Source organism: uncultured Roseovarius sp., from assembly GCF_947489715.1.
Classification (GTDB): Bacteria; Pseudomonadota; Alphaproteobacteria; order Rhodobacterales; family Rhodobacteraceae; genus Roseovarius.
The window spans coordinates 1-23,967 of the sequence record NZ_CANLER010000009.1 but is presented as its reverse complement, the minus strand read 5'-3'; the positions used below and the strand labels follow the sequence as shown (position 1 = coordinate 23,967).

The following is a 23,967-nucleotide window of genomic DNA, read 5'->3' as shown; positions in this document are numbered from 1 at the left end:
GTTGATTAGAACAGTATTTCACGTGGCGTGTAGACCTTGAGCAGCAACCCGAAGACGCCATACATCACTGCGATAAAACAGGCAGTGATGATCGCCCGCTTGGTCCAGCTTTTAACCTGATTATGCGGGGCGGGATCATAGAGCGAAAGCAATACGAAAAAGGCCAGGCTGGTCGCTGTGTAAAAGCCAAGGCTTTTGGCCAACCAGAAAACGTAGATCAGCGATACGATCAGTCCGGGTGCCAGATTAAGTGCCATTGTACGCGTTACGCCGTTGCCTACCTTGGACCAGCCCATCAACGCCTTCAGAAAGGTCCAGCCAGCCAAAGCCACGAAGGCAGACGAAATCAATCGTGGGAACAGAAATGCCTCAGATGGTTGTTGGGTGAAGCTGACCCAGGCGATCCAGCAACCAACCAGAAAGACGATACCTGATGGAATGATGTGTTGCGTGCGGCTCATGCCGATGCCTCCTCATTCTGGGCTTTGTTCTGCTTCAGTTCCATGACCACCGAATAGGCAATCGAGGCGATGACAATGGCTATCAGGACGATGTTCAAGGCGCCGGACAGGAAGTAAGTACCCATACCGTCGGTAGCATTTGCGATCATGCTGCCTTGAATAAAATTCGCCTCGGCGATCGGGCCAAGGATCAGTCCAAGCACCAGCGGTGCAGCAGAAAACCCGAAGCGTTCGAGGAAAAACATCATCACGCCCAGCGATGCCATGACGTAGACATCGCCCATTGAGCTCTGCACCGAATAGGCCCCAAAGACCGAAAGACCCAGCACCACCGCAGCCATCACAGATTGCGGCACCTGCGCTACCTTCGCCGCCAGGCCCGCTACGTAAAGGCCAAAAATACACATTAGTATTTGCCCGATCAGCATCGAATTGATGAAGGTCCAAGCAACGTCCGGGTGATTGTCAAACAGGTCTGTGCCCGGGAAAATTCCATGGATCAATAGCCCACCCAGCAAAACCGCCGCGGTGGGAGAGCCAGGGATAGAGAGTGTCAACAGAGGCACCAGGCTGGGTCCAACCATCGCGTTGTTCGCGCTTTCAGCCGCGATTACACCTTCGGAATGTCCGGTGCCGAATTTTTCCCGTTCTGGACTGAATTTCTTGGTCTGGTCATAGGCTACCAACCCGGCAATCTGCCCACCGACCCCGGGGATCAGCCCGATGATGGATCCGACGGCCGTGCCAATCGCCATAGCGCGTTTGCGGCTGAGAAGCTCCCTGACGGCATCCATGATCGCGTGCTTTTTCACCTCGATCACTTCGATATTGTCATTTCGACGCCCCTTGGCGAACATCGTCAACACCTGCGGGATCGCAAACAAGCCGATCAGCGCGGCGATGATGTTAATGCCGCCGCCCAAGGACGAATGGAAAATGAAACGCTGGGCGCCCATAATGTCGTCAAATCCGATTGTCGCCAGCCAAAGGCCAATGCACCCCGACAGCAAACCCTTAACCACAGATGCGCTGTCGAGCGACCCAATGATCGTAACACCAAGAATTGCCAGCCAGAACAGATGCGATGGTCCAAACGCCAGCGCCCATTGTGCAAGCAACGGAGTAAGAAAGATCAGCAAAAGAACCCCGAAAACACCACCCACCGCCGATGCAAGGAAGGACAGTTGCAAAGCCCTCGCGCCTTCGCCCTTCTTGGCCATGGTATGACCATCAAGCGTAGTGGCGATATTTGCAGGTGCCCCCGGGATTTTTAGCAAAATGGCACTGACGGCCCCGCCCGCCACCGTCGAGGTATAGGCGGCCCCCAACAGAATCAGGCCCTGTACGGCCTCAAGATGGAAGGTGAACGGGATCAACAGCGCGACAGCCATTGTGGGTGACAGACCCGGCGTCGCCCCCAGGATTAAGCCGCCAATCGTGCCGACCAGCAGCAAAAGAAAAGAAACCGGCGCAAAGACATCACCGAAGTAATAGATGAATTCCATTGGTGCTCCTCCCGGTCATGTGCAGCCATACGGCCAATTGACAAATCAGGGTAAGCGATGAAAATAGTATTGCAAATGTTTTCATAAAATTGATGTTTTGGAAGATCAAATGGCTGAAAAAAAACAACAAAAAGCGGATATTGTTGATGTAGCAAAGGCTGCCCGCGTCTCACCTTCGACCGTTTCACGTAGCTTCAACCATCCCGAAATGGTCAATCCTGCGACTCGCAAAAAGATCAATCGCGCGGTTGAACGGTTGGGATACATCCGAAACCGGGCGGCACAAACCATGCATGGTCGCCGCAGCGGGACTATCGGCCTGATCGTTCCAACCATAAACCACACCATCTTTTCCGAAGTAATTCAGGCCTTTTCCGATGCAATCGACGCGGCGGGTTTCACCCTGCTTATCGCCTCGCACGGATATGATCTGGATCGGGAATATGCGATGATGCGCAAACTGCTTGAGCACAGGGTCGACGGTATCGCGCTGATTGGCCTTGAACATACCCAGGCCAGTTTCAACCTCATCGAACAACAGGCAATACCTGCCATTGCCATCTGGAACCACAATGCGACGTCCAGCATGTCGTGCGTCGGTGCCAACAATCATGATGCAGGATACATGGCTGCGCAGCATCTGCTGTCGCTTGGACATCGCGACATTGGCTTGGTATTTCCGCAAACGACTGGAAATGACCGTGCCCGAGAACGGCTTCAAGGGGCAGTCGACGCTTTGGAAGAGGCCGGAGCGATTGTGCCCGAGCATTGGCGATCCGAAGCACCCTATTCTATCGCCCAGGCCAAGCGGGCGACCTTGATGCTGCTTGAAACAGCGCCGCATCCCACTGCCTTGTTGTGCGGTAATGACGTGATCGCGCAAGGCGCACTCTATGCTGCGCAAAAGCTGGGCTTTGCCGTCCCTGGAGAGATCTCAATCATCGGGATTGGTGATTTCAAGGGGTCAGAAGACCTTGAGCCGGGACTGACCACGATTAACATTCCGGCCCATGACATCGGTACGATCGCCGGCGAAAACTTTACCCGGATGATTACAACCAACGACACCGAAATCCACCGTTTCAAATGCGAACTGTCCTGCGTAATCCGCAATACCACTGCGCCCAAACTATAGAAACTTCGTACGCACGGAACTTTTTGTTTATTTTTCAACAACCTAAACCCAACCCTGATATTGTTCAGGTGCCATTGGCGACACGCTGTCGCAAATAAGCGAGACCAGCGAAAGTTTCCTAGACACCCTGACCCGGTCGGGCGCGATTTTCGCGACCCCCTCCCAACAATGCGGATTATAGTAATGTCGACCTATGCCCCCGATACGCCCGCTGCGCCATCGCGCACCGTGCACGGGCTGATCTGCATTGAAGTTGGTATGCTGTTTTTTGTTGTCCAGGACGCGATGATGAAGTCGCTTCTGGCGGTTTATCCGGTCTGGATGCTGATATGCATCCGCTCCTTGGTCGCGGCTCTCATATTATCGCCGTTGATACTCGTGCTCGGGTCTCCTCACCGTTTTCTGACGCCTTTCTGGCCGCTACACCTTGTACGCGCGGCGCTTTTTGCCCTTGGGTTTTCACTGTTTTATTCAGCGTTTCCGTTCATGGGACTGGCTGAGGTCACAACGATCTTTTTCTCAGCGCCTTTGATCACAGCCTTGCTTGCCTCATTTCTGTTGAAAGAAACGATAGGGCCACACAGGATTGGCGCTTTGGTTGTTGGCTTTCTCGGGGTGATCATTGCGATGAACCCCACAGGTGACGCGTTCACTTGGGTCTCCATTTTGCCGCTCTTGTGTGCGGTGGCCTACGCGTTGGGCCAAATCCTTGCACGATACATCGGCGACCGGGATTCCACGCTGACCATGGGCCTTTATACCTTAGTGCCTGCGGCGCCGATGATCATGTTGATGGGTTGGTCGTTAAACCAGATTGTCGATTTGGGCCCCGAGTTCCAGCACCTTCGGTGGGCGTTCCCGACCGAGGCGCTTTCGGACATTCCCAGATTGGCATTGTTGGGAGGCGTCGGCATGGCTGGATACCTCTTCATTTCCCGAGCCTATCAAGTGGCCAATGCCAGTTTGATCGCGCCCTTTGATTACAGCTATTTGCCGCTTGCCGTGGTCCTGGCCTATGTGCTGTGGAACGAAGTTCCGCCAACCGCGACCTTGATTGGCATGTGCCTGATCGTCGCCAGCGGGCTCTATCTGGGCTACCGCGAACTCCGCGCGGCGCGCGATGGAGATGATCAGCCGGTGGTGGCTGAAACCGTATTCGCGCCGGGCAACCCACTGTCGCCGCAATATAACGATGAAGATTCGCCCTTATGAGCCAAGCCACGACCGTTCAACAACTCCCGGAAAGCGGTACACGCGGTCTGCTTTTGGTTTTTCTGGCAGGTATCTTGTGGTCAACGGTGGGTCTGGGCATCCGATTAATCGAAGACGCGCTTGTCTGGCAAATCCTGCTCTATCGATCGGTCGCACTGTCACTCCTGATTTACGTCGTGATCCGGGTACGCACCGGCCAAAACCCATTCGAGCGCGCCTACCATACAGGAATACCGGGCGTCGTTGGCGGGCTGTCTTTGGTTGCCGCCTACGCGGGGGGCATCTATGCAATCCAGACGACATCAGTGGCAAACGCCATGTTGCTATTCGCAAGCGCACCCTTCATGGCAGCAATACTTGGCCTGCTGATCCTGCGCGAGGCTGTGCAATTCCACACCTGGCTTGCCATAATGCTGGCCTGTCTCGGGATCGCTGTCATGGTTTGGGATAAATCCGGCGGAGGCGCGATGGTCGGCAATCTGGCCGCCCTAGGTTCGGCCTTCGGGTTTGCAGTGTTCACCATTACGCTCAGATGGGGAAAATCGGGCGAAATGCTGCCTTCGGTGTTTCTATCCGGCCTCTTCGCGATCCCCATCATGGCTGCAATCTGCATCATGCTTGATCTCCCCCTGACCCTCAGTTTACGCGATAGTACGATTGCGGGCTGCATGGGTATATTCCAGGTTGGCGCCGGGTTGATCCTCTACACGATTGGCTCCAAGACTGTACCAGCAGCGGAATTGACACTCGTGTCGCTTGCAGAGGTTGTATTGGCGCCGCTATGGGTGTGGCTGGTGTTGGGGGAGTCCGCCACATTCTTCACCTTGGTCGGAGGCGCCATTTTGCTTCTCGCGATCGCGGGCAATGCCGTTATGGGTGCCCGACGGAAACCACCAATCACTTTGGTCTGAAACGTTTCGCTAAAATGGGCGGTCCCTTGGAAAGCCGGAAAGTCAAAGGCATAATGTTGCACGATGCTGAAAGATCTTGCCTTCGACCATGCACCAGTTGGATTGGCGGTTTTGGAAAACCGGATCATCCGACATTGCAATCTGCAATTCGCAGATACCTTTGGTGGCACACCTGAGGAATTCAATAACGTCCCCTTGGCACATTTCTACCCTTCAATCGAAGATTATCGCCGCATCGGCGAGCGTGGCCTCGCTGCGATGTACGAAACAGGACGCTATAGCGACGAGCGGGTGATGAAACGGAGTGATGGAACCCTTTTCTGGTGTCGGGCCCGCGGTCAGTCGCTTACGCAGGATGATCCTTTTCGCCGCGGAATCTGGTCATTTGCCGACTTGTCGGACGAGCGCCCATTGGTCAAGCTGACGCAACGCGAGCGCGAGGTGGCTATTCTGACCTGTCGCGGCCTGACCTCAAAGGAGATCGGATTGGAATTAGGTCTTTCCTATCGCACGATCGAAGTCTACCGAGCCCGCCTTTTGGAAAAATTCAACGCCCGGAAACTGGCGGAGTTGGTCGCAAAACTTTCCGGCATGCCACTCTGAAAATGACCCAAGGGAAAGAATTTCACACCACCCCTCGCATTTTTTGTCCTGATACCCCATTTTGCAATGTAATTGCCCGCTTTTATCATGCCACTGCTTAGCCTATACACGGTAAAAAACAACGCGGTCGCCAAGTAATAGCAGGATCACCGCAACTGGCCGAGGACCCAGATGTCGAAAAAAAACCACGATGATGATGTCGCCTTTATCAAAGCGCTGGCGGAGATGCTGAACGAAAATGATCTGACAGAATTGCAGGTCAAGCGTGAATATGGCGATGCCGATTGCCTGAATGTCCGGGTCAGCCGCCAAAAGGTAGCAATTGCAGCGCCGGCACCGGTGGCCGCAACCCCAGTTGCCGCCGCGTCGGCCCCTGCAGCCGCAGCCCCGACAGAGAAATCAGCGGATTCTGCCGAAGATCCGGCTGATCATCCAGGCGCGGTAAAGTCCCCGATGGTCGGCACTGTCTACATGCAGGCTGAACCTGGCGCATCGTCATTTGTCAGTCCCGGTCAACAGGTCAGTGAAGGCGATACATTACTGATCATCGAAGCGATGAAAACCATGAACCACATCCCAGCCCCGCGCGGTGGTACGGTGAAACGCATCTTGGTGGATGATGGTGCGACGGTCGAATATGGATCGCCGCTTATGATCATCGAATAAGGGCAGATCCATGTTCGACAAGATCCTAGTGGCCAACCGGGGCGAGATCGCCCTTCGTGTGATCCGCGCTGCGCGCGAGATGGGCATTGCCTCGGTCGCGGTTCACTCCACGGCGGACAGCGATGCAATGCATGTGCGCATGGCGGACGAATCCGTTTGTATTGGACCCCCACCTGGTAGCGAAAGCTATCTGTCGATCCCGTCGATCATTGCCGCTTGCGAGGTAACCGGGGCGCAGGCAATTCATCCCGGATACGGATTTCTGAGCGAGAATGCCAATTTTGTTCAAATCGTCGAAGATCACGACCTGACATTCATCGGCCCGACCGCTGAACATATCCGTATTATGGGCGACAAGATCACCGCAAAGGAGACCATGCGAAATCTTGGTGTGCCCTGCGTTCCCGGCTCAGACGGTGGCGTGCCAACTTTGGCCGAGGCCAAAAAACTAGGCAAAGAGATGGGTTACCCCGTCATTATCAAAGCCACCGCTGGTGGCGGCGGACGCGGGATGAAAGTCGCCAAAAACGAAGGCGAGATGGAACATGCCTTCATGACTGCGCGCTCGGAAGGCAAGGCAGCATTTGGCAATGACGAAGTCTATATTGAGAAATACCTGACCACACCGCGACACATTGAAATTCAGGTCTTTGGTGATGGCAAGGGTAAAGCGGTTCATCTGGGAGAGCGTGATTGTTCGCTGCAACGCCGCCACCAGAAAGTCTTCGAAGAAGCTCCTAGCCCCTGCATCTCGCAAGAAGAGCGCGATCGGATCGGTAAAACCTGTGCGGATGCCGTGGCGCGTATCAACTATGCAGGCGCTGGCACTATCGAATTTCTCTACGAAAACGGGGAGTTTTATTTCATCGAGATGAATACCCGACTTCAGGTCGAACATCCGGTGACCGAGGCGATTTTCGGCGTCGATCTTGTGCGTGAACAGATCCGTGTTGCCGAAGGGCTACCGATGTCATTTACACAGGACGATCTTCGGATCAACGGACACGCCATCGAAGTCCGGATTAATGCCGAAAAACTACCGGAATTTGCCCCACGCCCTGGTAAAATCACTCATTTCCACGCCCCCGGTGGATTGGGTGTAAGGATGGATTCGGCACTATATGATGGCTATACCATCCCGCCTTTTTACGACAGCCTGATCGGTAAGTTGATCGTGCATGGCCGTGATCGTGAAAGTGCATTGACCCGCCTCAACCGTGCGTTGGGTGAGTTGATCGTTGATGGTGTCGATACGACAGTGCCGCTGTTTCACGCACTGCTGCAAGAGCCCGACATCCACAGCGGCGAATATAACATCCACTGGTTGGAAAAATGGCTGGAAACCAATCTACAAGGCTGACCGGGCTTTGACATCACCATGAGTGATCTGGATTTTTCCCTCACACCGGAAATCCTGCTGCGGGCCTATACGATGGGCATCTTCCCGATGGCCGAAAATCGCGATAACCCCGAGATCTACTGGGTCGATCCACGCCAACGCGGCATCATGCCACTTGACTGTTTCCATCTGTCGCGTTCGCTACGAAAGCGCATCAGAAAAGCAGAGTACTCCGTTGAAATAAACGCAGATTTCAAAGGGGTCGTTGACGCGTGCGCAGACCGGGAGGAAACATGGATTAACGCCGAAATCCGTGAACTATATTCAGAGCTTCACGCTTCCGGTCACGCCCATTCGCTTGAAATTCGCCACGATGGGCTCCTGACAGGTGGCGTTTACGGGGTCGCCATCGGTGGGGCATTCTTTGGAGAAAGCATGTTTTCCCGCCAGACAGACGCGTCAAAACTGGCTCTGGCTCATCTGGTAGACCACCTAAAACGTTGCGATTATACGCTGTTTGACACGCAATTCATAACAACACATTTGCAATCTTTAGGGGCGCGGGAAATCAGCCGAACTTCCTATCACTTACTGCTGGAAGAGGCCTTGAAACAACCGGCGAACTTTAACAAGCTTCCGCTTTGTCAAAATCCTCATTCACTATTACAACGTAGTACCCAGACGTCGTAGCGCGGGTGTTCCAACGCATTCAAAGCCGGAGACGACGCAATCATCCACCCATCAAAAACGACGTTATCACCGGGCGTATCACTGATTGTCAGAAAGGCGTAGGCATCTGTTGCGGTGCCCTGAGGATACCTGCATTCACGTAGCCTGACGGTCAAACGGCCGATCTCTGCAGATTCGTCCGTCGATAGCGACATATCCACAATATCACCATCAACCTTGTCGAGGCCCCGCAAGACGACTCCAGTTCCCTGGGAAACACTTTCCTGAGCCGCAACTGTCCCCTGTGTTACACTCAGCAAAAAGGCAAGTAACCATTGCCTCATTCAGCGGGTTCCTCATCGCCTTCGCCCCCTACAAATTTCATCAGTAGCGAAACGAGGCTGACCGACCCTTGTGTAAATTCAATCTCGGTGCCTGGTTCCAGATAGAAAGGTGATCCACCCGGCAATAGTTCAACATAATTGCCACCAAGCAAACCTTCTGAGGAAATCGCGACAGCACTGTCATCGGGCACTTCGATACCTTGCTGAACACTGAACTCCGTCGACGCGCGGTACGTCGCAGGATCCAGGGTGATGCTGGTTACACGGCCTATCTTGACGCCGGCCATGCGCACATCGGTGCCAACATTAATACCGTCTGCACTTCGGAAACTTGCCGTGAGTTGGTATTCTGATCCGCTTGCAGAAAAGCCAGTTGCCTGGCTCGCATAAACCAAAAAGCCAATGGCCACTGCTAAAACAGCACCTCCAACAATCACTTCAGTAGTATTTTCAGACATTTACCAGCCTATTCAGGGTCCCAAGCCTCGTAGTCACGACGATCTGCCGGAGCGCTTCGGCGTATCGAACCCGCTGGCGCATAGGCCAACGCAGTGCCCGTTAGGTTTTCTTCGTGCTCTTTTTCCCACGATTTGTGCGAAAGTGGTTTCTCCGACGGCGGTTCTTTGAATGTGTGATGCAGCCAGCCATGCCAGTCAGGGCTTACGCGAGTGGCCTCGCATTCCCCGTTGAAAATGACCCATCGGCGCTTGTCGTCACGCGTATGGTAAAAGGTATTACCCTGTTCATCCTCTCCCACTTTCACACCCTTGCGCCAAGTGTAAAGTTGAGTGTTGAGCGTTTGCCCATTCCACCAAGTGAAAGCACGTAGCAGGGTATTCAGAATGCCCATCGGGTCCTCCGCCAAACTTATCACCTGATATGCCGTAATTGATAGTAAAGGTCCAGAGGTGCCGAAAAAATTGCACTTATCCAGGCCATCCATAATTGGCGTCAGGTACTCTCGAATCGAACGGTCGAATGCGGCGCACCAAGTTTAAAATAACTCGCGACTGACCTCAAAAAAATCCGCGCAATCAATAGGTTATATCCATCGAGAATGCAGGTTACTGAGAAAACCTATAAGGATAAGATGCCCAACCTTCATCGAGCGACAAACAAACTTGATGAGCATTTACAGCGAAGGAAAGCCGCCTAGCCCGCGCTTGCCTCTTCTTTCTTCGCATCAGAATAGATCATCAACGGGTTAGCATCTGCGCTAACAGCCTCTTCGTTCACAACCACTTCGGCTACATTTTCCATTCCTGGCAGATCGAACATCGTGTCCAAGAGGATATCTTCCAAAATCGAGCGTAAACCACGCGCGCCCGTTTTGCGTTTGATTGCGCGTTTTGCGATGGCGCTCAGCGCATCCTCAGTAAAGCTCAGTTGCGCGTCTTCCAACTCAAAGAGGCGCTGATATTGTTTGACCAGGGCATTTTTGGGCTGCGTCAAAATCGTAACAAGCGCGTCTTCATCCAAATCTTCAAGCGTTGCGATGACCGGTAAGCGACCGACAAATTCGGGGATAAGGCCAAATTTCAACAAATCTTCCGGCTCAAGATCAGTGAAAATTTCACCGACACCGCGATCATCTTCATCGCGGACATCCGCACCAAATCCCATAGCGCTGCCTTTGCCTCGCTGTGCGATAATTTTATCAAGGCCCGCAAAAGCGCCGCCACAAATAAACAGAATATTGGTCGTATCTACTTGCAGGAATTCTTGTTGGGGGTGCTTGCGACCACCTTGCGGCGGTACAGCAGCAACCGTACCTTCCATCAATTTCAGCAACGCTTGCTGAACCCCCTCGCCAGAGACATCACGAGTAATCGACGGGTTCTCAGACTTGCGGGTGATCTTATCGACCTCATCAATATAAACGATCCCTCGCTGCGCCCGCTCGACATTGTATTCACTCGATTGCAGCAGCTTGAGGATAATGTTCTCAACATCTTCCCCAACATAGCCGGCCTCGGTCAGAGTAGTCGCATCAGCCATAGTGAAGGGCACATCAAGGATGCGCGCCAACGTTTGGGCCAGCAGAGTCTTACCACAGCCCGTGGGTCCAATAAGCAGAATATTGGATTTCTGAAGTTCAACTTCACCGGCTTTGCCAGAATGGTTGAGGCGCTTGTAGTGATTATGGACCGCCACGCTCAACACGCGCTTGGCCATCGACTGGCCGATCACGTAATCATCTAACACTTCACAAATTTCTCGCGGCGTCGGGACACCTTCGCTTGATTTCAGGCCAGCGCTCTTGGTTTCCTCGCGAATGATGTCCATGCAAAGCTCGACACATTCATCGCAGATGAAGACCGTCGGACCTGCAATCAGCTTGCGTACCTCGTGCTGACTTTTGCCGCAAAAGCTGCAATAGAGGGTGTTCTTGCTGTCACTGCCAGAACTATTCGCCATAACTTACCTTTCGGGGCCTAGACCGCGGTTTTGACCTGTTGTCAGGTCAGTTCGTTCACCTATTTCTTGCCAGCTTAAGACAGCAATTAGGTGTCCACAATCTCAAAATGTGCGAGCCCGGTTTGACACCGGGCCGTTAATTTATTCTTCATCGTCTGATGTTTTGGCGCGATTCTCGACAATTTCATCAATAAGACCCCAAGATTTAGCATCCTCAGGCGACATGAAGTTATCTCGCTCAAGCGCTTCTTCGACTTTTTTCAGTGTCTGGCCGGTATGTTTCACGTAAATTTCATTCAGCCGTTTCTTGAGTTTCAGCGTTTCTTCCGCGTGAATCATGATATCCGTTGCCTGACCCTGATATCCACCTGACGGCTGATGCACCATTACCCGGCTGTTGGGCAAAGAAAAGCGCATACCCTTTTCCCCGGCCGTCAGCAGAAGGGAACCCATGCTAGCTGCCTGACCGATCACTAAAGTACTGACCTTAGGCTTAATGTATTGCATAGTGTCATAGATCGACAGACCACTGGTGACCACGCCACCCGGGCTATTGATATACATGGAAATTTCTTTCGACGGGTTCTCAGCCTCCAGATGCAGAAGCTGCGCCACGATCAGGCTGGACATACCATCATGCACCGGGCCCGAAAGAAAAATGATCCGCTCCTTCAGAAGGCGCGAAAAGATGTCATAAGCCCGTTCGCCACGGCTGGTTTGCTCAACCACCATGGGCACGAGGGTGTTCATGTAAGTCTCAAATGGGTCTCTCATATCCGCCTGCCTGCTGTTTGTCGCCGCGATCTTAAATGATCATGTCCTAAAGGAGTCTTAGTGTTGCGCCCAAATGGCTGCAAGGGGGCGCGCACGGATTTGCTCAATCAACTAATTGTTCACACTTCCACCTTAACCATAGGTACCCCGCAAAAAGACATTAGTTGGCTCTTAGGCCCTTAAAGCTTTTCCTGAGAATACTTTCGCAATTCGGCACGAGCGACCTGGCGCCTGTGCACTGCGTCCGGTCCATCGGCAAGTCTGAGCGTCCGCACATGCGTCCACATTGCCGCCAGCGGCACATCCTGGCTTATTCCTTGTGCTCCAAACATCTGAATGGCGTCGTCAATCACCTTAAGCGCGACACGGGGAGCCACAACTTTGATCTGGCTGATCCAAGGCGCGGCCGCCCGCGCATCGCCCTGATCCATCATCCAGGCAGCCTTAAGGCATAATAGCCTTGCCTGCTCTATTTCCATGCGCGCTTCGGCGATAATGTCAAAGTTTGCGCCAAGCTGGGCAACCTTCTTGCCAAATGCCTCGCGTGCCAAAGATCGGCGGCACATCAGTTCAAGCGCAGTCTCTGCCTGACCGATCGCGCGCATGCAGTGGTGGATGCGGCCCGGACCCAACCTTCCTTGAGCTATCTCAAAACCGCGCCCCTCACCTAGCAGAAGATTTTCCGCCGGTACGCGAACGTCGGTAAAACGAAAGTGCATGTGCCCGTGAGGAGCATCATCCGCACCGTAAACTTGCATCGGACGCAATTTTTCGATGCCCAAGGTATCGGCGGGCACGACAATCATAGAATGCCGTTGATGTTTCTGTCGATCATCTGCTCCGGTGCGCACCATAACGATATAGACAGCACATCGCGGGTCACCGGCGCCCGTCGCCCACCATTTTTCACCATTCAATACGTACTCATCACCATCACGGATACAAGACATCGCAATATTGGTGGCATCAGAACTCGCGACATCCGGCTCTGTCATCAGATAGGCGCTACGACTTTCGCCCGCCAAAAGCGGCTCTAGCCATTTCTTTTTCATGGAATCCGTACCGTAGCGCTCGAAAACTTCCATGTTACCGGTATCGGGTGCGTTGCAGTTGAAAATCTCTGCGCCCATCGGCGTACGGCCCATTTCTTCGGCAAAATACGTATATTCCACGGTAGTCAAACCAAGACCTCGAGCACTGTCAGTCAGCCAGAAATTCCAAAGCCCACCTTTTTTTGCCCGCGCCTTCAAGCCTTCAAGAATTTCGGTTTGCCGTGCTGTGAACTGCCAGCGATCTGCCTTTGCTATTTCCGCGTGATATTCTGCTTCCAACGGCATGATTTCATTGGATACCATCGCGGAAACGCGCTCCAGCAAAACCTTGATTTCAGGCCGAATTCCAAAATTCATATCCATAGCGCCGTCCTTTTTCTTGAGTGCCGATCATCCCAAATAGGAATGCCCTCAGCGACATGGGTGCTTCAGGTTGCAATTTACTAAAATTGTCAAACCCTGACCCCTAAAAGCGCAAAGTACGGCCACAAATCAAAGTGATAATGCCGCTAGCCCGCCAACTGCACCAGTAGAAGGTGCAGAAAGAGGTGTTTGACGGGCCTGTGTTTTGAGTTGAACGAGTAACAGGAAACAACATGCAGTTGATGCGCGAAAAAAACAGGGGAACTCCGCCTTGCGAGCTTGGGTTGGATGCCGATGCCGCCCCCGTCAAACAACACCGCTTGGAAGGGTCACAAGCCAAGCAATTTTGTAATCGCGACATTCGCGCCATTACCTGCTTTACACCCCGAACAGGCATTTCAACCTTGAATGGCCTCAAAGCTGTAGAGACGCTGGAAGTTGGTGACCGTGTGCTGACGCGTGATCGTGGTTTCCAGGCCGTCCGCTGGGTTGGTCAGCGACGCCTGTCCTTTGACGCTATACCGAACAACCCGAATTCCCTCCCTGTTCTGATCCGTGCGAATGCTCTTGGCCCCGGAACGCCCGAACGCGACATGATCGTATCTCCTCGTCACAGGATTTTGACGACCGAAAAGAAACTCTTGTCGCCGATGGGGGAAGCCGAAGCGCTGGTCGAAGCAAGTGCGCTGGTTGGTCAACCCGGGGTAATGTGCGTTATTCCGCATTACTTGACCTATATCCATGTATTATTTGATCAACACGAGGTGATTTTGTCAGATAACCTCTGGTCGGAAAGCTTTTTTCTGGGACGCCCGACGATTGAGGCACTATTAGAAGATCAAAACACTGCCATCCAGGATATATTCCCTCAAATCGCGACCAATCCCGAAACATCACCGCAACAACTGGCTCGTCCTTGTCTCACCCGTGAACATATCCAGAAACTATGTGCATGAATTGCAGTTAGAAATTTTTCCTAATTGTCCATAATTTAGCTGCTGGTACACGTGGTTCGAACATTCACATTCAAATATCGCGCCCAAAAGCTGACAGTCTTAGTGCATTTCAGGCTCGCCAAAATGTAACCGTAAAGATGGCGTACACGGCCAGCAACTCCAGTCGACCAATCAACATTGCGCCTGTAAGTATCCACTTGGCGGTATCATTGAGTGAGGCAAAATTGCCTGAGGGTCCAATCGTGTCCCCCAAACCCGGCCCGATGTTGGCCAAAGCAGCAGCAGCACCTGAAATCGCCGTAGTGAAATCAAGCCCTGTCAGGCCAAGTGCCACAGCGACAAGACCCAAGGTAACCACGAAGAAAACAAAGAATGACATGACCGAGTTCAGGACGTCATCCCCAATCGCTTTGCCTTGATAGCGTGGTGTGAATACACCGTTGGGAGAGCGGATACGTCGCAACTGTGCGCTGATCGACGAAAAAAGCAGCTGGTACCTAAAGACCTTTATAGAACACGACGTTGACCCGGCGCATCCTCCGATGAGACCCGTAAAAAACAGCAATGCTACTGGGAATGCGCCCCACAGCATATAGTCATCGCTCGCGTATCCCGTGCCAGTCAGGATCGAAACGGTATTAAACAGCACTTTGCGAAACACAGGTTCAGAAAAGGATTCCAACTGCCCGAACTGCCATGACGTCAGAAGCAGAACCAGCGCCAGAGTTGTCAGGAAAAACCCTCTTACCTGGGGGTCAGTCAGCAGAGGTCGAGCGGTTCCCGCTGTAATCTGAACAAACCGGACAAAAGGCAAGGCCGCAATCAACATGAAACCTACCGAAACATATTCGGTCGCGGCACCGAATGCTCCGAATGATACGTCATAGTTGGCAAACCCGCCGGTCGCCACTGTGGTCATGGCGTGCACAGTCGCGTCGAATGCGTTCATCCCGGTCAACAGGTAGCTAAGGATGCAGCATAGAGTCAGGCTGAGGTATATGACCGAAATACGAGAGGAAATTTCGGTAGCGCGTGGTAGAATCTTGCCAAAGGTATCAAAGCTTTCAGTGCGGAAAATCTGCATCCCGCCAACCCGCAACTCGGGCAGAAATACCATGGCCACAACGATGATTCCGATGCCGCCAAGCCATTGCATGACACCCCGCCACAGCAACAGGCCTTTCGGTAAGGCATCAAGACCGGAAAGAACCGTCGAACCTGTCGTCGTCAGACCCGACATCGCCTCGAATACAGCATCGACAATCCGTGCTTCGGTCGCACCCAAAATAAAGGGTAATGCGCCAAAAATTGGCAACGCTACCCAAACACCTGTGGTCAGAAGAAAGGTTTGCTGGATCGTCAGCCCCTCACGCACCCCGTTGCGGCAGGCCAGAGCGACCAAACCGCCAATCAGCACGGTCAGGATGCCACTTTCCGCAAAAACGGGCCAATGGCCTCGCCCCTCGGCAATATCCACCAGCATCGGCAGAAACATGGCAAGTCCGAGCGCCATAACCATCAGGCCGATGACATATCCGACAGGGCGCAGGTCAATCATGAAGCGCAGATTTGGCCCCGCATGCGGCGGGTGTCAAGCGCGATTGACCTATGCCCTCTGTTCCCGATCCTGATCGTCAGCTTTTGGGAACGCCTTTGCCAGCCCCAGGCATTGCTGGCGGCGTCGACGGTGCGCGATGTGCTTTGTCCGTCTTTTGCTGCGGTTCTGACAGCGTACTTGCCGCCTCGTCCGTCTTTGCAACCTTTACGGTTACCTGAGGCGAAGTCTTTTTAGCAGTTGCTGACGCCTTTGTTTTTACAGGTGCCGTAGTTTTGGTCGCGCGCGATTTAAACTCAGGCATTTTCGCAGCAGGTTTTTGAGGTTTTTCCGTTGCATTATTCGTTATTGGCAACTTGGGTTTTATCTTTGAAATCGCTTGAACTTTGGGCGCTACTGGTTTTTCAGCAACCTCGACAGGAGCAGGTGCCACTGCCCGCACGGATGGCTTTTTTCCGCGTTTTGCCGTCACTGCTTTTTCCAGTTGAGCATCGGTGGGTTTGGCGGCTTTCGCTGAAATTGGCGTTGCCGATTTAACAGCTTTTACGGATTTCGTTGCCGTTTTCTTGGGTTTGAGAGTTTCTTTTAATTCAGTTTGTTTTGGTTTTGATGCGGGTTTGCGCATCTCGGCGGGCGTTGCAAAGAAGTTGGAGGTCAAAGCAACCTTACCAAGCTCCTGCGCCACGCGAAGTTGGCTTTCTATTACATAGCCAGCTAGGCGGATGCTGGCGGCAGATATTTCTAAGTGGGTCGAGACGGGATTCATTTTCTATTCCTGGTTGTTGAGTCGCTACCGACAAAACCGGCATAGGCGATTCACACCTTTGCCGTGACAAGGTCAACATGAAAAGAAAGCCTTTGCGGATAGCCGCCATAATTATTGGCTGTTTGGCGAAAATTTCAGCAATAGGTTCACTTGCAGTCGAAACCTGTTAACCCACATGAAACAAGGTGTTAAACAGCTTGGGGTCAAGACTGTCAGCCGCAAATGTTTGCCCCTCTGTCAGTACACTGACGGCATCATGGCTGTGCAGGCTTTCCTGATGGCTTGCTACCACCCGAAAATCACCGATCCGCTCGTCTTCCTGCAACTTTTGGCAGAAAAGCCTAGCCGCATCCTCGACAAATATCGGATTGGCTGCATTTAGCTCGGCAAAGGCCTGTTCATCTTCGCGCTTTACCATCACTTGCGTCTCTGTCGGCACAGCCGAGCGCGCCATGTCGATCAAATCCTCAAACCAAAGACAATCTGGCCCCAAAACCTCGACCGACAAACGGGCGACAGAGCGCTGCGAATGCGGTGTCGCCAATTGACCACGCGACTGCCTGGCATGCTCACTAAGTTCCAAAGAGCAAGGACAGGTTGACGAGTAGACGTAATCCAAATGCATAAACTTGCGATGTTGCCCGTTTTTCTCCACCAATTCCAACGCGATGTCGTAAAACTGAAATCCTTCCAAGCCTGAACGCAAAGACTCTATCTTCATCGGATAGGAAAACCGCATTTGTATGCGTGCATCGAAACTGTCCAGATCGTTGATATAATCTCTCAGCGCGGCCTCGATCACCTCGAAGCTGAAGGTTTTTTCGGCGTGCTTGTAGAAGGATCGCATGATCCGCGACATGTTGATGCCCTTTTTGCCAGCCTCAAGACTGACCGTACCGGTTACCGAGGTTTCCAAGCGCAAATCATCGTCGTCGCGGGCATGAAACCTAATCGGCAGTCGGAAATTCGAAATCCCCACATGTTGCAAATGTTGTTTTGCGCCGCGGATCAACGAACTTGGGCCGTTTTGTAGATCTGGTAGAGACGCACGGTATGCGTCATCAACCGTAAACTCTTCGGGATAGGCACGTGCCAAAGCGGGATAGTTCGCCACTTCACCACCTGGTAGCAAACGAGCGATCGCGGGCTCTAGATCAGCAACTTCCTCAGGCGTGGCTGACTGCGCCCAGGCGCGTAACACGGCCAACGCCTGGGCGGCCTCATCACGCTGGGGCGCTTTGTCCACATCAGGGTGCTGTATATTCATGGCGTTTCCTTAGATCCCGCTTCCAAGAACAGATATATAGCTCGCCACAGGAAAAAGCTAATCATGCCATTCATTTCCAGCTGAGATATATCTATCTGTTTCGACGGATATTCGCGGTTTATCGCACGAGTGCTTCGTCACAATTCTAGCAACGCAGCCAATCTAAACAGCCTGCAACGCCTGTAAGACATCCCCTATCAGATCACCGGTATCCTCGAGACCAACGCTCAACCGCACCAAACCTGAGGTGATACCAAGCGCGGCTTTCTGATCGTCGGGCAATCGTTGATGGGTTGTTGTCGCCGGATGCGTGATGATTGATTTGGCGTCACCCAGATTGTTCGAGATCAATATGATGCCAAGTCCGTTTAAAAACTCGAATGCGGCGTTCTTGCCACCCGACAATTCCAACGACAGGACCGTACCGCCCTTTCCCATCTGACGCGCAACAAGATCATGCTGTTTGTGGCTGGGATGTCCCGGATAGATGACACGGGTTAACTTTGCATGACCCTGCAATGCGTCCGCCAGAGCCAGTGCCGACGCCGCCTGAGCGCGCACCCGCAAATCGATTGTCTCCAGCCCTTTCAGCATGATCCAAGCCGTGAACGGCGACATCGAACCACCGGTATGTTTCATGTATGGCTCTACCGTACCTCGTATGTAGTCACGGCGCCCAAGAATAACACCGCCAAGCGCACGACCCTGGCCGTCAATATGTTTGGTGGCCGAGTATACGACAACATCGGCCCCCTGTTCGATCGCTCGGGAAAAGACCGGCGTGGCAAAGACGTTGTCGACGACAACCTGCGCGCCCACTGCATGCGCCAAACTGGCAACAGCCTCGATGTCCACCACTTCCAGCGTCGGATTAGCGATGGTTTCAAAGAAAACAACTTTGGTATCACGACGGATGGCGGCGCGCCATTGATCCAGATCGGTGCCATCCACAAACGTGACCTCAACCCCGAAACGTGTCAGGATTTCTTCAAGCACATATAGGCATGATCCGAAAAGTGCGCGCGCTGCTACGACATGATCACCCGCTGACAACATCGACGTCAAAGCGCCCGAAACCGCTGCCATACCGCTGGCGGTGGCAAAGGCAGCTTCGGTGCCTTCCAACGTCGCAATACGCTCTTCGAACATTGCGACGGTCGGATTGCCGTAACGGGCATAGATGAATTCGTCCGGGCCGCTTTCCAGAAACCGGGCTTCAGCCGCTTCGGCGCTGTCATATACAAACCCCTGGGTGAGGAATATAGCCTCGCTCACCTCGTTATACTGGCTGCGGCGTGTCCCGCCATGAACCAGATTGGTACGTGTATTCCGATCATCAGTCATTGTCGTCCTCCGGGCTGCCTAAGCCCACAAAAAAACTCCTGTCGCGGTCAAGCGAAAGGAGTTCCTCCGTCTGACCTCTTTAGCGGTGTTGTTTAACGTGGCCCGCAATCCGGTAACAAATCGCCACGTCGCTTGTTTAACGCTGTGGGTTCTGGGCGTCAACTGCGTGTCAGTGCCTTAACCCGGGCTTCAGTAAATTTAATGTAACGTTCGCCCATATGTTCTTTAACAGATGTATCGGATCAAAACGCAGTGCCACTCCTTAGGATCAACGCATGCAAGGACGGGGCCGAGTTACACGGTAGTCGGCGCCCTTTATCGCCCGTCCTGGCTCGCGGACTGTGGCACCCGGGGCCGGTGATCCTGATGGTCCACGGATACAAGTATGCGCCTTACCACCCTTCGGCCTGCCCGCACGAGAAAATCTTGGGAATGCAAAACCGAAAGGATTGCAGAACCTCGCTAAGCTGGCCGAGGGGTCTGGGATTTGGCAGCGGCGTCAGCCACGAAGGCATGGGTATTGCTTTTGGATGGCCAGCACGCGGCACAATCTGGCAGGCGTATCGAAACGCCGAAATGGCAGCCAAATCTCTGGCCCAGTTGATCGCGATGATACACAAGCTGGCACCGAACCGTGAAATCCATGCGTTTGCTCATTCCCTTGGTGCGCGCGTGGTACTTAGTGCGTTACCTCACGTGCCAACCAGTAGTTTAAATCGGGTCATTTTACTGTCAGGCGCTGAATTCGGTAGCAATGCTGAAAAGGCTCTGGACTGTCCTGCAGGGCAAACCGCTGAGATTATCAATATCACGAGCAGAGAAAACGATCTTTTCGACTTTATGCTCGAAAAACTAGTATCGTCACCACACCGCAACGACCGGTCACTGAGTCAAAATTTGCCGACGCGGGGCAACACGCTAACGCTGCAAATGGACAATCCAGAAACGCTTGGAACACTGCGACGGTGCGGCTTCAAAATCGCTCCTCCTGTCCGACGCATCTGCCACTGGTCCTCTTATATGCGGCCGGGTGTTTTTCATCTTTATCGTGCATTGCTGCGCCGAAGCGATTTAGTTGATCTGACGCATCTAAAACAGGTCATGCCACCAAAAGCTCAGCCCCGCTGGTCCAGGATCATTCCTTATCCGCTTCCGAAATTCCACGGGTTTAGCAAGCATAATCCGCGCTAGGGCACACCCTGTCAGCGATCCCGTATCAGGCGTGAGTTTGCTGATCAGATGCCGTGGGTAGAACGGACAGAACCATCAGCCAATAAAACGCATGCAATACTAGAAATAAGATGGGCATTGCACTGATCCAAACAGCAAGGGTTTCAAATGCGATCAAGGCTTCGTTCACCCCAATCACTACTGCTGCGACAACCGCATTGATACGCAACAAACTGACTGGCGCACTAACTTGCTGATCCATACGCCCCTCGGGCACAACACGCTCCAACATCTCGCGCTCTCGCAATATGCCCCAGACCATAACCGCCAGGAAAAACACGCAGAACAAAGTCAGGACTCGCTGGGTAAACAATGGACTGCCAAGCCATAGCTGCACACCTGCGACTACGATAATGATACCAACAGGGAACATCAGCATTCTGGGCTTGCCCCGCTCCACGTTTTGCAGGCTACGCGCCGCACTGGGCAGGTTGCGCCAGATCGTATATGCCTGCGCCGTGACGCAGCCAATGACGAATGACTGCTCTTCGGTCATACCGCAATAGCGCAAACCAACCCACAGCATGATCATCATAAGAACGGGCAACAAGTTGACCGGCTGTATCGGGGGGATCGACGTGGCGAGAAACCAGAAACGGGTTGTAATACGCTTAATCATGATCTGACAGCTATGCCCGAAATACGGCTTAATATCGGCAAGGATATGGGCATTCGGGGGTATTCAAAGCTCGCTAACCCAAACGGCCTAGCTTAGTGCGTGTTATTCCGGCTCGTCTTCACCGGTTCCGTGCTCTTCAAACAAACGCCCTTGCGTCATGAAAAAAAGGAAGATCGCCGCCGTCAAACCGAAGGTTTTGAAGTAAACCCAAATTTCTTCACTCTGTGTGCGCCAGATCAGCTCATTCAATACCGCAAGTATCAGGAAAAAGGCCATCAGACGCCGGGTCAGAATCATCCAACCTTCATCGGTCAGTGGCATGAGGCCCTCCATGACCGATTGCAGATAGGAATGCCCGCGCAACAAGCCGAGACCCAATACTCCACCAAATAGCAGGTAAATGATCGTTGGTTTCATCTTGAAAAACCTGGGGTCGTTGAACCATACGCTGAGACCGCCAAACACAACGATCAGCACTGCCGTAACGACTTGCATTTTTGACAAATGCCCAGTCAGTTTCCACAAAACCGCCATCGACAGAAGAAAGACGGGGATAAAACCGGCGGTGACCACTACGAACCCGGCATATTCCGTCCCGGCAATGGTGAACGTCCGATCCTTGAGCCAAAGATAGGCAACAAAGAAGGCCAGCACTGGCCCCAGTTCCAATGCGGTTTTCGTTTTTCCGTCGATCTGTTTCTCGGCCATGGCCGCGCGTCTCCTTCGTTACCCGCCCACCTCAACTATCACAGCGCCCGCCGCAATCAATGCCATCAGGGCAATTCGACGCGGGCCAACGGTTTCGCGCAGCACTAGCCAGCCGATAAGTGCAGCGAAAACCACCGATGTTTCGCGCAAAACGGCCGCCTCACCCACCTTGTCCAGCCGGGTCGCCAACATGATTGATCCGAAAGACGAGAACGCCACCAGCGCGCCAATCAACCCGCGTTTCAGCAGTGGTCGAAGGGGTGGACGGTCAGGCATCCCGCGCCACCGCAAATAGGCAAAAGCTGGCAAAGTCATACCCTCAAACATGAAGAACCATGCCAAAAAGGAAAACGGGTCCGCTGTCGCCCGAATCCCATAAGCGTCGTAGGTGGTATAAAGCGCGACCAGAAGTCCCGTAAGCACGGCCAATCCCAAAGCTGTCGGCAGCGTGTCGCGCTCTGTCACCAGAAAGATCAGATTATAAACGGCCAACCCAAAAATTCCCGTCAAGAGCACGGCGACGCCCACCCATTGCATGGCGGTAAAGGTCTCGGAAAAGATCAGATAAGCCCCGATAACAGCAAATAGCGGTCCGGTCCCACGCACCACAGGATAGACCACCGTGTAGGCCCCCTTGGTATAGGCCTGCGCTTGCAGCATTTTATAGATCACATGGATTACAACTGCGCCTGCAAAGATCGGCCACATATGCGCTTCGGGCAGCGGTACGACAAAAAAAGCGAAGGGCGCAGCCAACAGAAACAGCCAAACATCAATCGCGCCACGTGTTAGCCAAGGATCAAACCGCCCTTTTTGCAAGGCTCCGAAAATCGCATGCAGAAAGGCTGCCACCAAGGCCAGCCCAAGCGCCAACTGGTGTCCGGCTGGCGTCCCTTCGAGTGATATCAGCCAATCGCTCAAATCCTTTTGTCCGGGCTCGTCTGCGTTGTTTCAAGCCTTGGCAGGGCTTGCATCAGGTTTCTAGCCCGGTCAGGGCTGCCGCAAATTCCTCTGGGTCAAAGGGCGCTAGATCGTCGATCTGTTCACCCACCCCGATGGCATGGATGGGCAAGCCGAACTTGTCTGCCAGAGCCACCAAAACACCACCTTTGGCCGTCCCGTCAAGCTTGGTCATCACAAGGCCGGATACATCAGCCAACTTCTGAAACGTATCAACCTGGCTTAGCGCATTCTGACCGGTCGTGGCATCCAGAACCAGCAAGGTATTATGCGGCGCGCTCTCGTCTTTCTTGCGGATGACACGGACGATCTTTGCCAGTTCCTCCATCAGATCGGTACGGTTTTGCAACCGCCCAGCTGTGTCGATCATCAATAGGTCGGCGCCGTCTTTCTGCGCCTGCTCCATCGCATCAAATGCCAAACTGGCAGGATCCGACCCTTCGGGCGCTGTCAGAACTGGCACGCCGGCGCGATCACCCCAGACCTGCAATTGTTCCACCGCTGCCGCACGGAACGTATCGCCGGCGGCAATGACAACAGATTTTCCTGCGGCCCGAAACTGGCTGGCCAGTTTTCCGATCGTCGTTGTCTTGCCGGACCCGTTGACCCCAACCACCAATACAACCTGTGGCTTTTTGGGATAGAGCGGCATCGGCCGGGCAACAGGATCCATGATCCGGGTCACTTCTGCGGCCAACAACTCTTTGATTTCCTGGGTTGAAAGTCGTTTCCCCATCCGACCTTCTGCCATATTTGCAGTGACGCGCAGGGCCGTATCCACGCCCATATCTGCGGTGATCAACAGCTCTTCGAGCTGTTCCAGCATATCGTCATCCAGCGCACGGCGGAAAATTGTTTTTTGCTCTTTTCGGCCCAGCAGACGCCCCAGAAGGCCAGGCTTCTTCACATCAGCCGTGGGTTCCGGTTCCGGTTCCGGTTCCGGTTCCGGTTCCGGTTCCGGTTCCGGTTCCGGTTCCGGTTCCGGTTCCGGTGAAACGAACTCGTCTTCTTCCAGAGCTGCAAGCACCTCTGGCTCTGGCTCTGGCTCTGGCTCTGGCTCTGGCTCTGGCTCTGGCTCTGGCTCTGGCTCTGGCTCTGGCTCTGGCTCTG

General features: G+C 53.4%; 25 protein-coding genes and 1 riboswitch. Of the genes, 9 read left to right on the top strand and 16 right to left on the bottom strand.

Annotated elements, in window-relative coordinates; all coding sequences use genetic code 11:
* Positions 1 to 5: 5 nt before the first annotated feature.
* Both Q1B27_RS19285 and Q1B27_RS19280 read right to left on the bottom strand, forming a co-directional pair.
* A complete protein-coding gene (locus Q1B27_RS19285; protein ID WP_299850069.1) occupies positions 6 to 461 on the bottom strand; it encodes a tripartite tricarboxylate transporter TctB family protein in 456 nt (151 codons plus the stop codon).
* Positions 458 to 1,966: a tripartite tricarboxylate transporter permease gene (locus Q1B27_RS19280; protein WP_299850067.1), complete on the bottom strand. Its 1,509-nt coding sequence runs from the start codon at positions 1,964 to 1,966 to the stop codon at positions 458 to 460. The genes Q1B27_RS19285 and Q1B27_RS19280 overlap by 4 nt, the downstream gene beginning before the upstream one ends.
* Positions 1,967 to 2,075: 109 nt before the next feature.
* On the opposite strand from Q1B27_RS19280, the gene Q1B27_RS19275 reads away from it, so the two are divergent.
* The 7 genes from Q1B27_RS19275 (at position 2,076) to aat (ending at position 8,522) form a co-directional block, all read left to right on the top strand.
* Entirely contained in the window at positions 2,076 to 3,101 is a 1,026-nt protein-coding gene (locus tag Q1B27_RS19275; protein ID WP_299850065.1) for a LacI family DNA-binding transcriptional regulator, read from the top strand.
* Positions 3,102 to 3,284: 183 nt separating this feature from the next.
* Complete coding sequence (locus tag Q1B27_RS19270; protein WP_299850063.1) at positions 3,285 to 4,313, top strand: DMT family transporter; 1,029 nt, start codon at positions 3,285 to 3,287, stop codon at positions 4,311 to 4,313.
* Positions 4,310 to 5,224: a DMT family transporter gene (locus Q1B27_RS19265; protein ID WP_299850061.1), complete on the top strand. Its 915-nt coding sequence runs from the start codon at positions 4,310 to 4,312 to the stop codon at positions 5,222 to 5,224. The genes Q1B27_RS19270 and Q1B27_RS19265 overlap by 4 nt, the downstream gene beginning before the upstream one ends.
* A gap of 66 nt (positions 5,225 to 5,290) precedes the next feature.
* Positions 5,291 to 5,827: a PAS and helix-turn-helix domain-containing protein gene (locus Q1B27_RS19260; RefSeq protein WP_299850432.1), complete on the top strand. Its 537-nt coding sequence runs from the start codon at positions 5,291 to 5,293 to the stop codon at positions 5,825 to 5,827.
* A gap of 171 nt (positions 5,828 to 5,998) precedes the next feature.
* Positions 5,999 to 6,493, top strand: a complete 495-nt coding sequence (accB, locus tag Q1B27_RS19255) for an acetyl-CoA carboxylase biotin carboxyl carrier protein (protein WP_299850059.1) — start codon at positions 5,999 to 6,001, stop codon at positions 6,491 to 6,493.
* Between the two features lie 10 nt (positions 6,494 to 6,503).
* On the top strand, positions 6,504 to 7,853 hold the full coding sequence (accC, locus tag Q1B27_RS19250; RefSeq protein WP_299850057.1) for an acetyl-CoA carboxylase biotin carboxylase subunit: 1,350 nt from the start codon (positions 6,504 to 6,506) through the stop codon (positions 7,851 to 7,853).
* Positions 7,854 to 7,871: 18 nt separating this feature from the next.
* Positions 7,872 to 8,522 carry a leucyl/phenylalanyl-tRNA--protein transferase gene (aat, locus tag Q1B27_RS19245; protein WP_299850055.1) on the top strand — a complete coding sequence of 217 codons (651 nt, stop codon included), beginning with the start codon at positions 7,872 to 7,874 and terminating at the stop codon, positions 8,520 to 8,522.
* On the opposite strand, the gene Q1B27_RS19240 is transcribed toward aat, so the two are convergent.
* The 6 genes from Q1B27_RS19240 to Q1B27_RS19215 all read right to left on the bottom strand — a co-directional run bounded on the left by Q1B27_RS19240 (position 8,486) and on the right by Q1B27_RS19215 (position 13,452).
* Positions 8,486 to 8,845 carry a DUF2155 domain-containing protein gene (locus tag Q1B27_RS19240; protein ID WP_299850053.1) on the bottom strand — a complete coding sequence of 120 codons (360 nt, stop codon included), beginning with the start codon at positions 8,843 to 8,845 and terminating at the stop codon, positions 8,486 to 8,488. The two genes, aat and Q1B27_RS19240, sit on opposite strands and share 37 nt — an antisense overlap.
* Positions 8,842 to 9,303 (bottom strand): outer membrane lipid asymmetry maintenance protein MlaD, encoded by a 462-nt coding sequence (gene mlaD, locus Q1B27_RS19235; protein ID WP_299850051.1) that lies wholly within the window; start codon positions 9,301 to 9,303, stop codon positions 8,842 to 8,844. Before mlaD ends, Q1B27_RS19240 begins: the two co-directional genes overlap by 4 nt.
* Positions 9,304 to 9,311: 8 nt before the next feature.
* On the bottom strand, positions 9,312 to 9,695 hold the full coding sequence (locus Q1B27_RS19230; protein ID WP_299850049.1) for an NADH:ubiquinone oxidoreductase subunit NDUFA12: 384 nt from the start codon (positions 9,693 to 9,695) through the stop codon (positions 9,312 to 9,314).
* Between the two features lie 302 nt (positions 9,696 to 9,997).
* The gene (gene clpX, locus Q1B27_RS19225) at positions 9,998 to 11,263 is read right to left on the bottom strand and encodes an ATP-dependent Clp protease ATP-binding subunit ClpX (protein ID WP_299850047.1); all 1,266 of its coding nucleotides are present in this window, start codon (positions 11,261 to 11,263) and stop codon (positions 9,998 to 10,000) included.
* 141 nt (positions 11,264 to 11,404) lie between these two features.
* Complete coding sequence (locus Q1B27_RS19220; protein WP_299850045.1) at positions 11,405 to 12,037, bottom strand: ATP-dependent Clp protease proteolytic subunit; 633 nt, start codon at positions 12,035 to 12,037, stop codon at positions 11,405 to 11,407.
* A gap of 179 nt (positions 12,038 to 12,216) precedes the next feature.
* On the bottom strand, positions 12,217 to 13,452 hold the full coding sequence (locus Q1B27_RS19215; RefSeq protein WP_299850043.1) for an acyl-CoA dehydrogenase family protein: 1,236 nt from the start codon (positions 13,450 to 13,452) through the stop codon (positions 12,217 to 12,219).
* A gap of 233 nt (positions 13,453 to 13,685) precedes the next feature.
* Between Q1B27_RS19215 and Q1B27_RS19210 the strand changes: the two genes are divergently transcribed.
* The gene (locus Q1B27_RS19210; RefSeq protein WP_299850041.1) at positions 13,686 to 14,408 is read left to right on the top strand and encodes a Hint domain-containing protein; all 723 of its coding nucleotides are present in this window, start codon (positions 13,686 to 13,688) and stop codon (positions 14,406 to 14,408) included.
* A gap of 109 nt (positions 14,409 to 14,517) precedes the next feature.
* On the opposite strand, the gene Q1B27_RS19205 is transcribed toward Q1B27_RS19210, so the two are convergent.
* The 4 genes from Q1B27_RS19205 to metZ all read right to left on the bottom strand — a co-directional run bounded on the left by Q1B27_RS19205 (position 14,518) and on the right by metZ (position 19,340).
* Positions 14,518 to 15,966: a TrkH family potassium uptake protein gene (locus Q1B27_RS19205; protein WP_299850039.1), complete on the bottom strand. Its 1,449-nt coding sequence runs from the start codon at positions 15,964 to 15,966 to the stop codon at positions 14,518 to 14,520.
* A 76-nt stretch (positions 15,967 to 16,042) separates the two neighbouring features.
* Positions 16,043 to 16,729 (bottom strand): hypothetical protein, encoded by a 687-nt coding sequence (locus Q1B27_RS19200; protein WP_299850037.1) that lies wholly within the window; start codon positions 16,727 to 16,729, stop codon positions 16,043 to 16,045.
* 166 nt (positions 16,730 to 16,895) lie between these two features.
* Positions 16,896 to 17,996, bottom strand: a complete 1,101-nt coding sequence (folE2, locus tag Q1B27_RS19195; RefSeq protein ID WP_299850035.1) for a GTP cyclohydrolase FolE2 — start codon at positions 17,994 to 17,996, stop codon at positions 16,896 to 16,898.
* Positions 17,997 to 18,158: 162 nt separating this feature from the next.
* Entirely contained in the window at positions 18,159 to 19,340 is a 1,182-nt protein-coding gene (gene metZ / locus Q1B27_RS19190; RefSeq protein WP_299850033.1) for an O-succinylhomoserine sulfhydrylase, read from the bottom strand.
* Between the two features lie 58 nt (positions 19,341 to 19,398).
* A riboswitch (SAM riboswitch) is annotated at positions 19,399 to 19,477 on the bottom strand.
* Between the two features lie 229 nt (positions 19,478 to 19,706).
* Between metZ and Q1B27_RS19185 the strand changes: the two genes are divergently transcribed.
* On the top strand, positions 19,707 to 20,531 hold the full coding sequence (locus Q1B27_RS19185) for an alpha/beta hydrolase (RefSeq protein ID WP_299850031.1): 825 nt from the start codon (positions 19,707 to 19,709) through the stop codon (positions 20,529 to 20,531).
* Between the two features lie 25 nt (positions 20,532 to 20,556).
* Here Q1B27_RS19185 and Q1B27_RS19180 read toward each other — a convergent pair whose 3' ends face one another.
* The 4 genes from Q1B27_RS19180 to ftsY all read right to left on the bottom strand — a co-directional run.
* Complete coding sequence (locus Q1B27_RS19180; RefSeq protein ID WP_299850029.1) at positions 20,557 to 21,189, bottom strand: hypothetical protein; 633 nt, start codon at positions 21,187 to 21,189, stop codon at positions 20,557 to 20,559.
* A gap of 102 nt (positions 21,190 to 21,291) precedes the next feature.
* Positions 21,292 to 21,897: an inner membrane-spanning protein YciB gene (locus Q1B27_RS19175; protein WP_299850027.1), complete on the bottom strand. Its 606-nt coding sequence runs from the start codon at positions 21,895 to 21,897 to the stop codon at positions 21,292 to 21,294.
* A gap of 18 nt (positions 21,898 to 21,915) precedes the next feature.
* Positions 21,916 to 22,818 carry an EamA family transporter gene (locus Q1B27_RS19170; RefSeq protein ID WP_299850025.1) on the bottom strand — a complete coding sequence of 301 codons (903 nt, stop codon included), beginning with the start codon at positions 22,816 to 22,818 and terminating at the stop codon, positions 21,916 to 21,918.
* A 52-nt stretch (positions 22,819 to 22,870) separates the two neighbouring features.
* On the bottom strand, positions 22,871 to 23,967 hold a 1,097-nt coding region (ftsY, locus tag Q1B27_RS19165; protein WP_299850023.1), incomplete at its 5' end, for a signal recognition particle-docking protein FtsY.

What these genes read in the sequence shown, in the direction of transcription:
- Q1B27_RS19285 (WP_299850069.1), bottom strand. Translation starts at nt 461, where the DNA reads ATGAGCCGCACGCAACACATCATTCCATCAGGTATCGTCTTTCTGGTT.
- Q1B27_RS19280 (WP_299850067.1), bottom strand. Translation starts at nt 1,966, where the DNA reads ATGGAATTCATCTATTACTTCGGTGATGTCTTTGCGCCGGTTTCTTTT.
- Q1B27_RS19275 (WP_299850065.1), top strand. Translation starts at nt 2,076, where the DNA reads ATGGCTGAAAAAAAACAACAAAAAGCGGATATTGTTGATGTAGCAAAG.
- Q1B27_RS19270 (WP_299850063.1), top strand. Translation starts at nt 3,285, where the DNA reads ATGTCGACCTATGCCCCCGATACGCCCGCTGCGCCATCGCGCACCGTG.
- Q1B27_RS19265 (WP_299850061.1), top strand. Translation starts at nt 4,310, where the DNA reads ATGAGCCAAGCCACGACCGTTCAACAACTCCCGGAAAGCGGTACACGC.
- accB (WP_299850059.1), top strand. Translation starts at nt 5,999, where the DNA reads ATGTCGAAAAAAAACCACGATGATGATGTCGCCTTTATCAAAGCGCTG.
- accC (WP_299850057.1), top strand. Translation starts at nt 6,504, where the DNA reads ATGTTCGACAAGATCCTAGTGGCCAACCGGGGCGAGATCGCCCTTCGT.
- aat (WP_299850055.1), top strand. Translation starts at nt 7,872, where the DNA reads ATGAGTGATCTGGATTTTTCCCTCACACCGGAAATCCTGCTGCGGGCC.
- Q1B27_RS19240 (WP_299850053.1), bottom strand. Translation starts at nt 8,845, where the DNA reads ATGAGGCAATGGTTACTTGCCTTTTTGCTGAGTGTAACACAGGGGACA.
- mlaD (WP_299850051.1), bottom strand. Translation starts at nt 9,303, where the DNA reads ATGTCTGAAAATACTACTGAAGTGATTGTTGGAGGTGCTGTTTTAGCA.
- Q1B27_RS19230 (WP_299850049.1), bottom strand. Translation starts at nt 9,695, where the DNA reads ATGGGCATTCTGAATACCCTGCTACGTGCTTTCACTTGGTGGAATGGG.
- clpX (WP_299850047.1), bottom strand. Translation starts at nt 11,263, where the DNA reads ATGGCGAATAGTTCTGGCAGTGACAGCAAGAACACCCTCTATTGCAGC.
- Q1B27_RS19220 (WP_299850045.1), bottom strand. Translation starts at nt 12,037, where the DNA reads ATGAGAGACCCATTTGAGACTTACATGAACACCCTCGTGCCCATGGTG.
- Q1B27_RS19215 (WP_299850043.1), bottom strand. Translation starts at nt 13,452, where the DNA reads ATGGATATGAATTTTGGAATTCGGCCTGAAATCAAGGTTTTGCTGGAG.
- Q1B27_RS19210 (WP_299850041.1), top strand. Translation starts at nt 13,686, where the DNA reads ATGCAGTTGATGCGCGAAAAAAACAGGGGAACTCCGCCTTGCGAGCTT.
- Q1B27_RS19205 (WP_299850039.1), bottom strand. Translation starts at nt 15,966, where the DNA reads ATGATTGACCTGCGCCCTGTCGGATATGTCATCGGCCTGATGGTTATG.
- Q1B27_RS19200 (WP_299850037.1), bottom strand. Translation starts at nt 16,729, where the DNA reads ATGAATCCCGTCTCGACCCACTTAGAAATATCTGCCGCCAGCATCCGC.
- folE2 (WP_299850035.1), bottom strand. Translation starts at nt 17,996, where the DNA reads ATGAATATACAGCACCCTGATGTGGACAAAGCGCCCCAGCGTGATGAG.
- metZ (WP_299850033.1), bottom strand. Translation starts at nt 19,340, where the DNA reads ATGACTGATGATCGGAATACACGTACCAATCTGGTTCATGGCGGGACA.
- Q1B27_RS19185 (WP_299850031.1), top strand. Translation starts at nt 19,707, where the DNA reads ATGGTCCACGGATACAAGTATGCGCCTTACCACCCTTCGGCCTGCCCG.
- Q1B27_RS19180 (WP_299850029.1), bottom strand. Translation starts at nt 21,189, where the DNA reads ATGATTAAGCGTATTACAACCCGTTTCTGGTTTCTCGCCACGTCGATC.
- Q1B27_RS19175 (WP_299850027.1), bottom strand. Translation starts at nt 21,897, where the DNA reads ATGGCCGAGAAACAGATCGACGGAAAAACGAAAACCGCATTGGAACTG.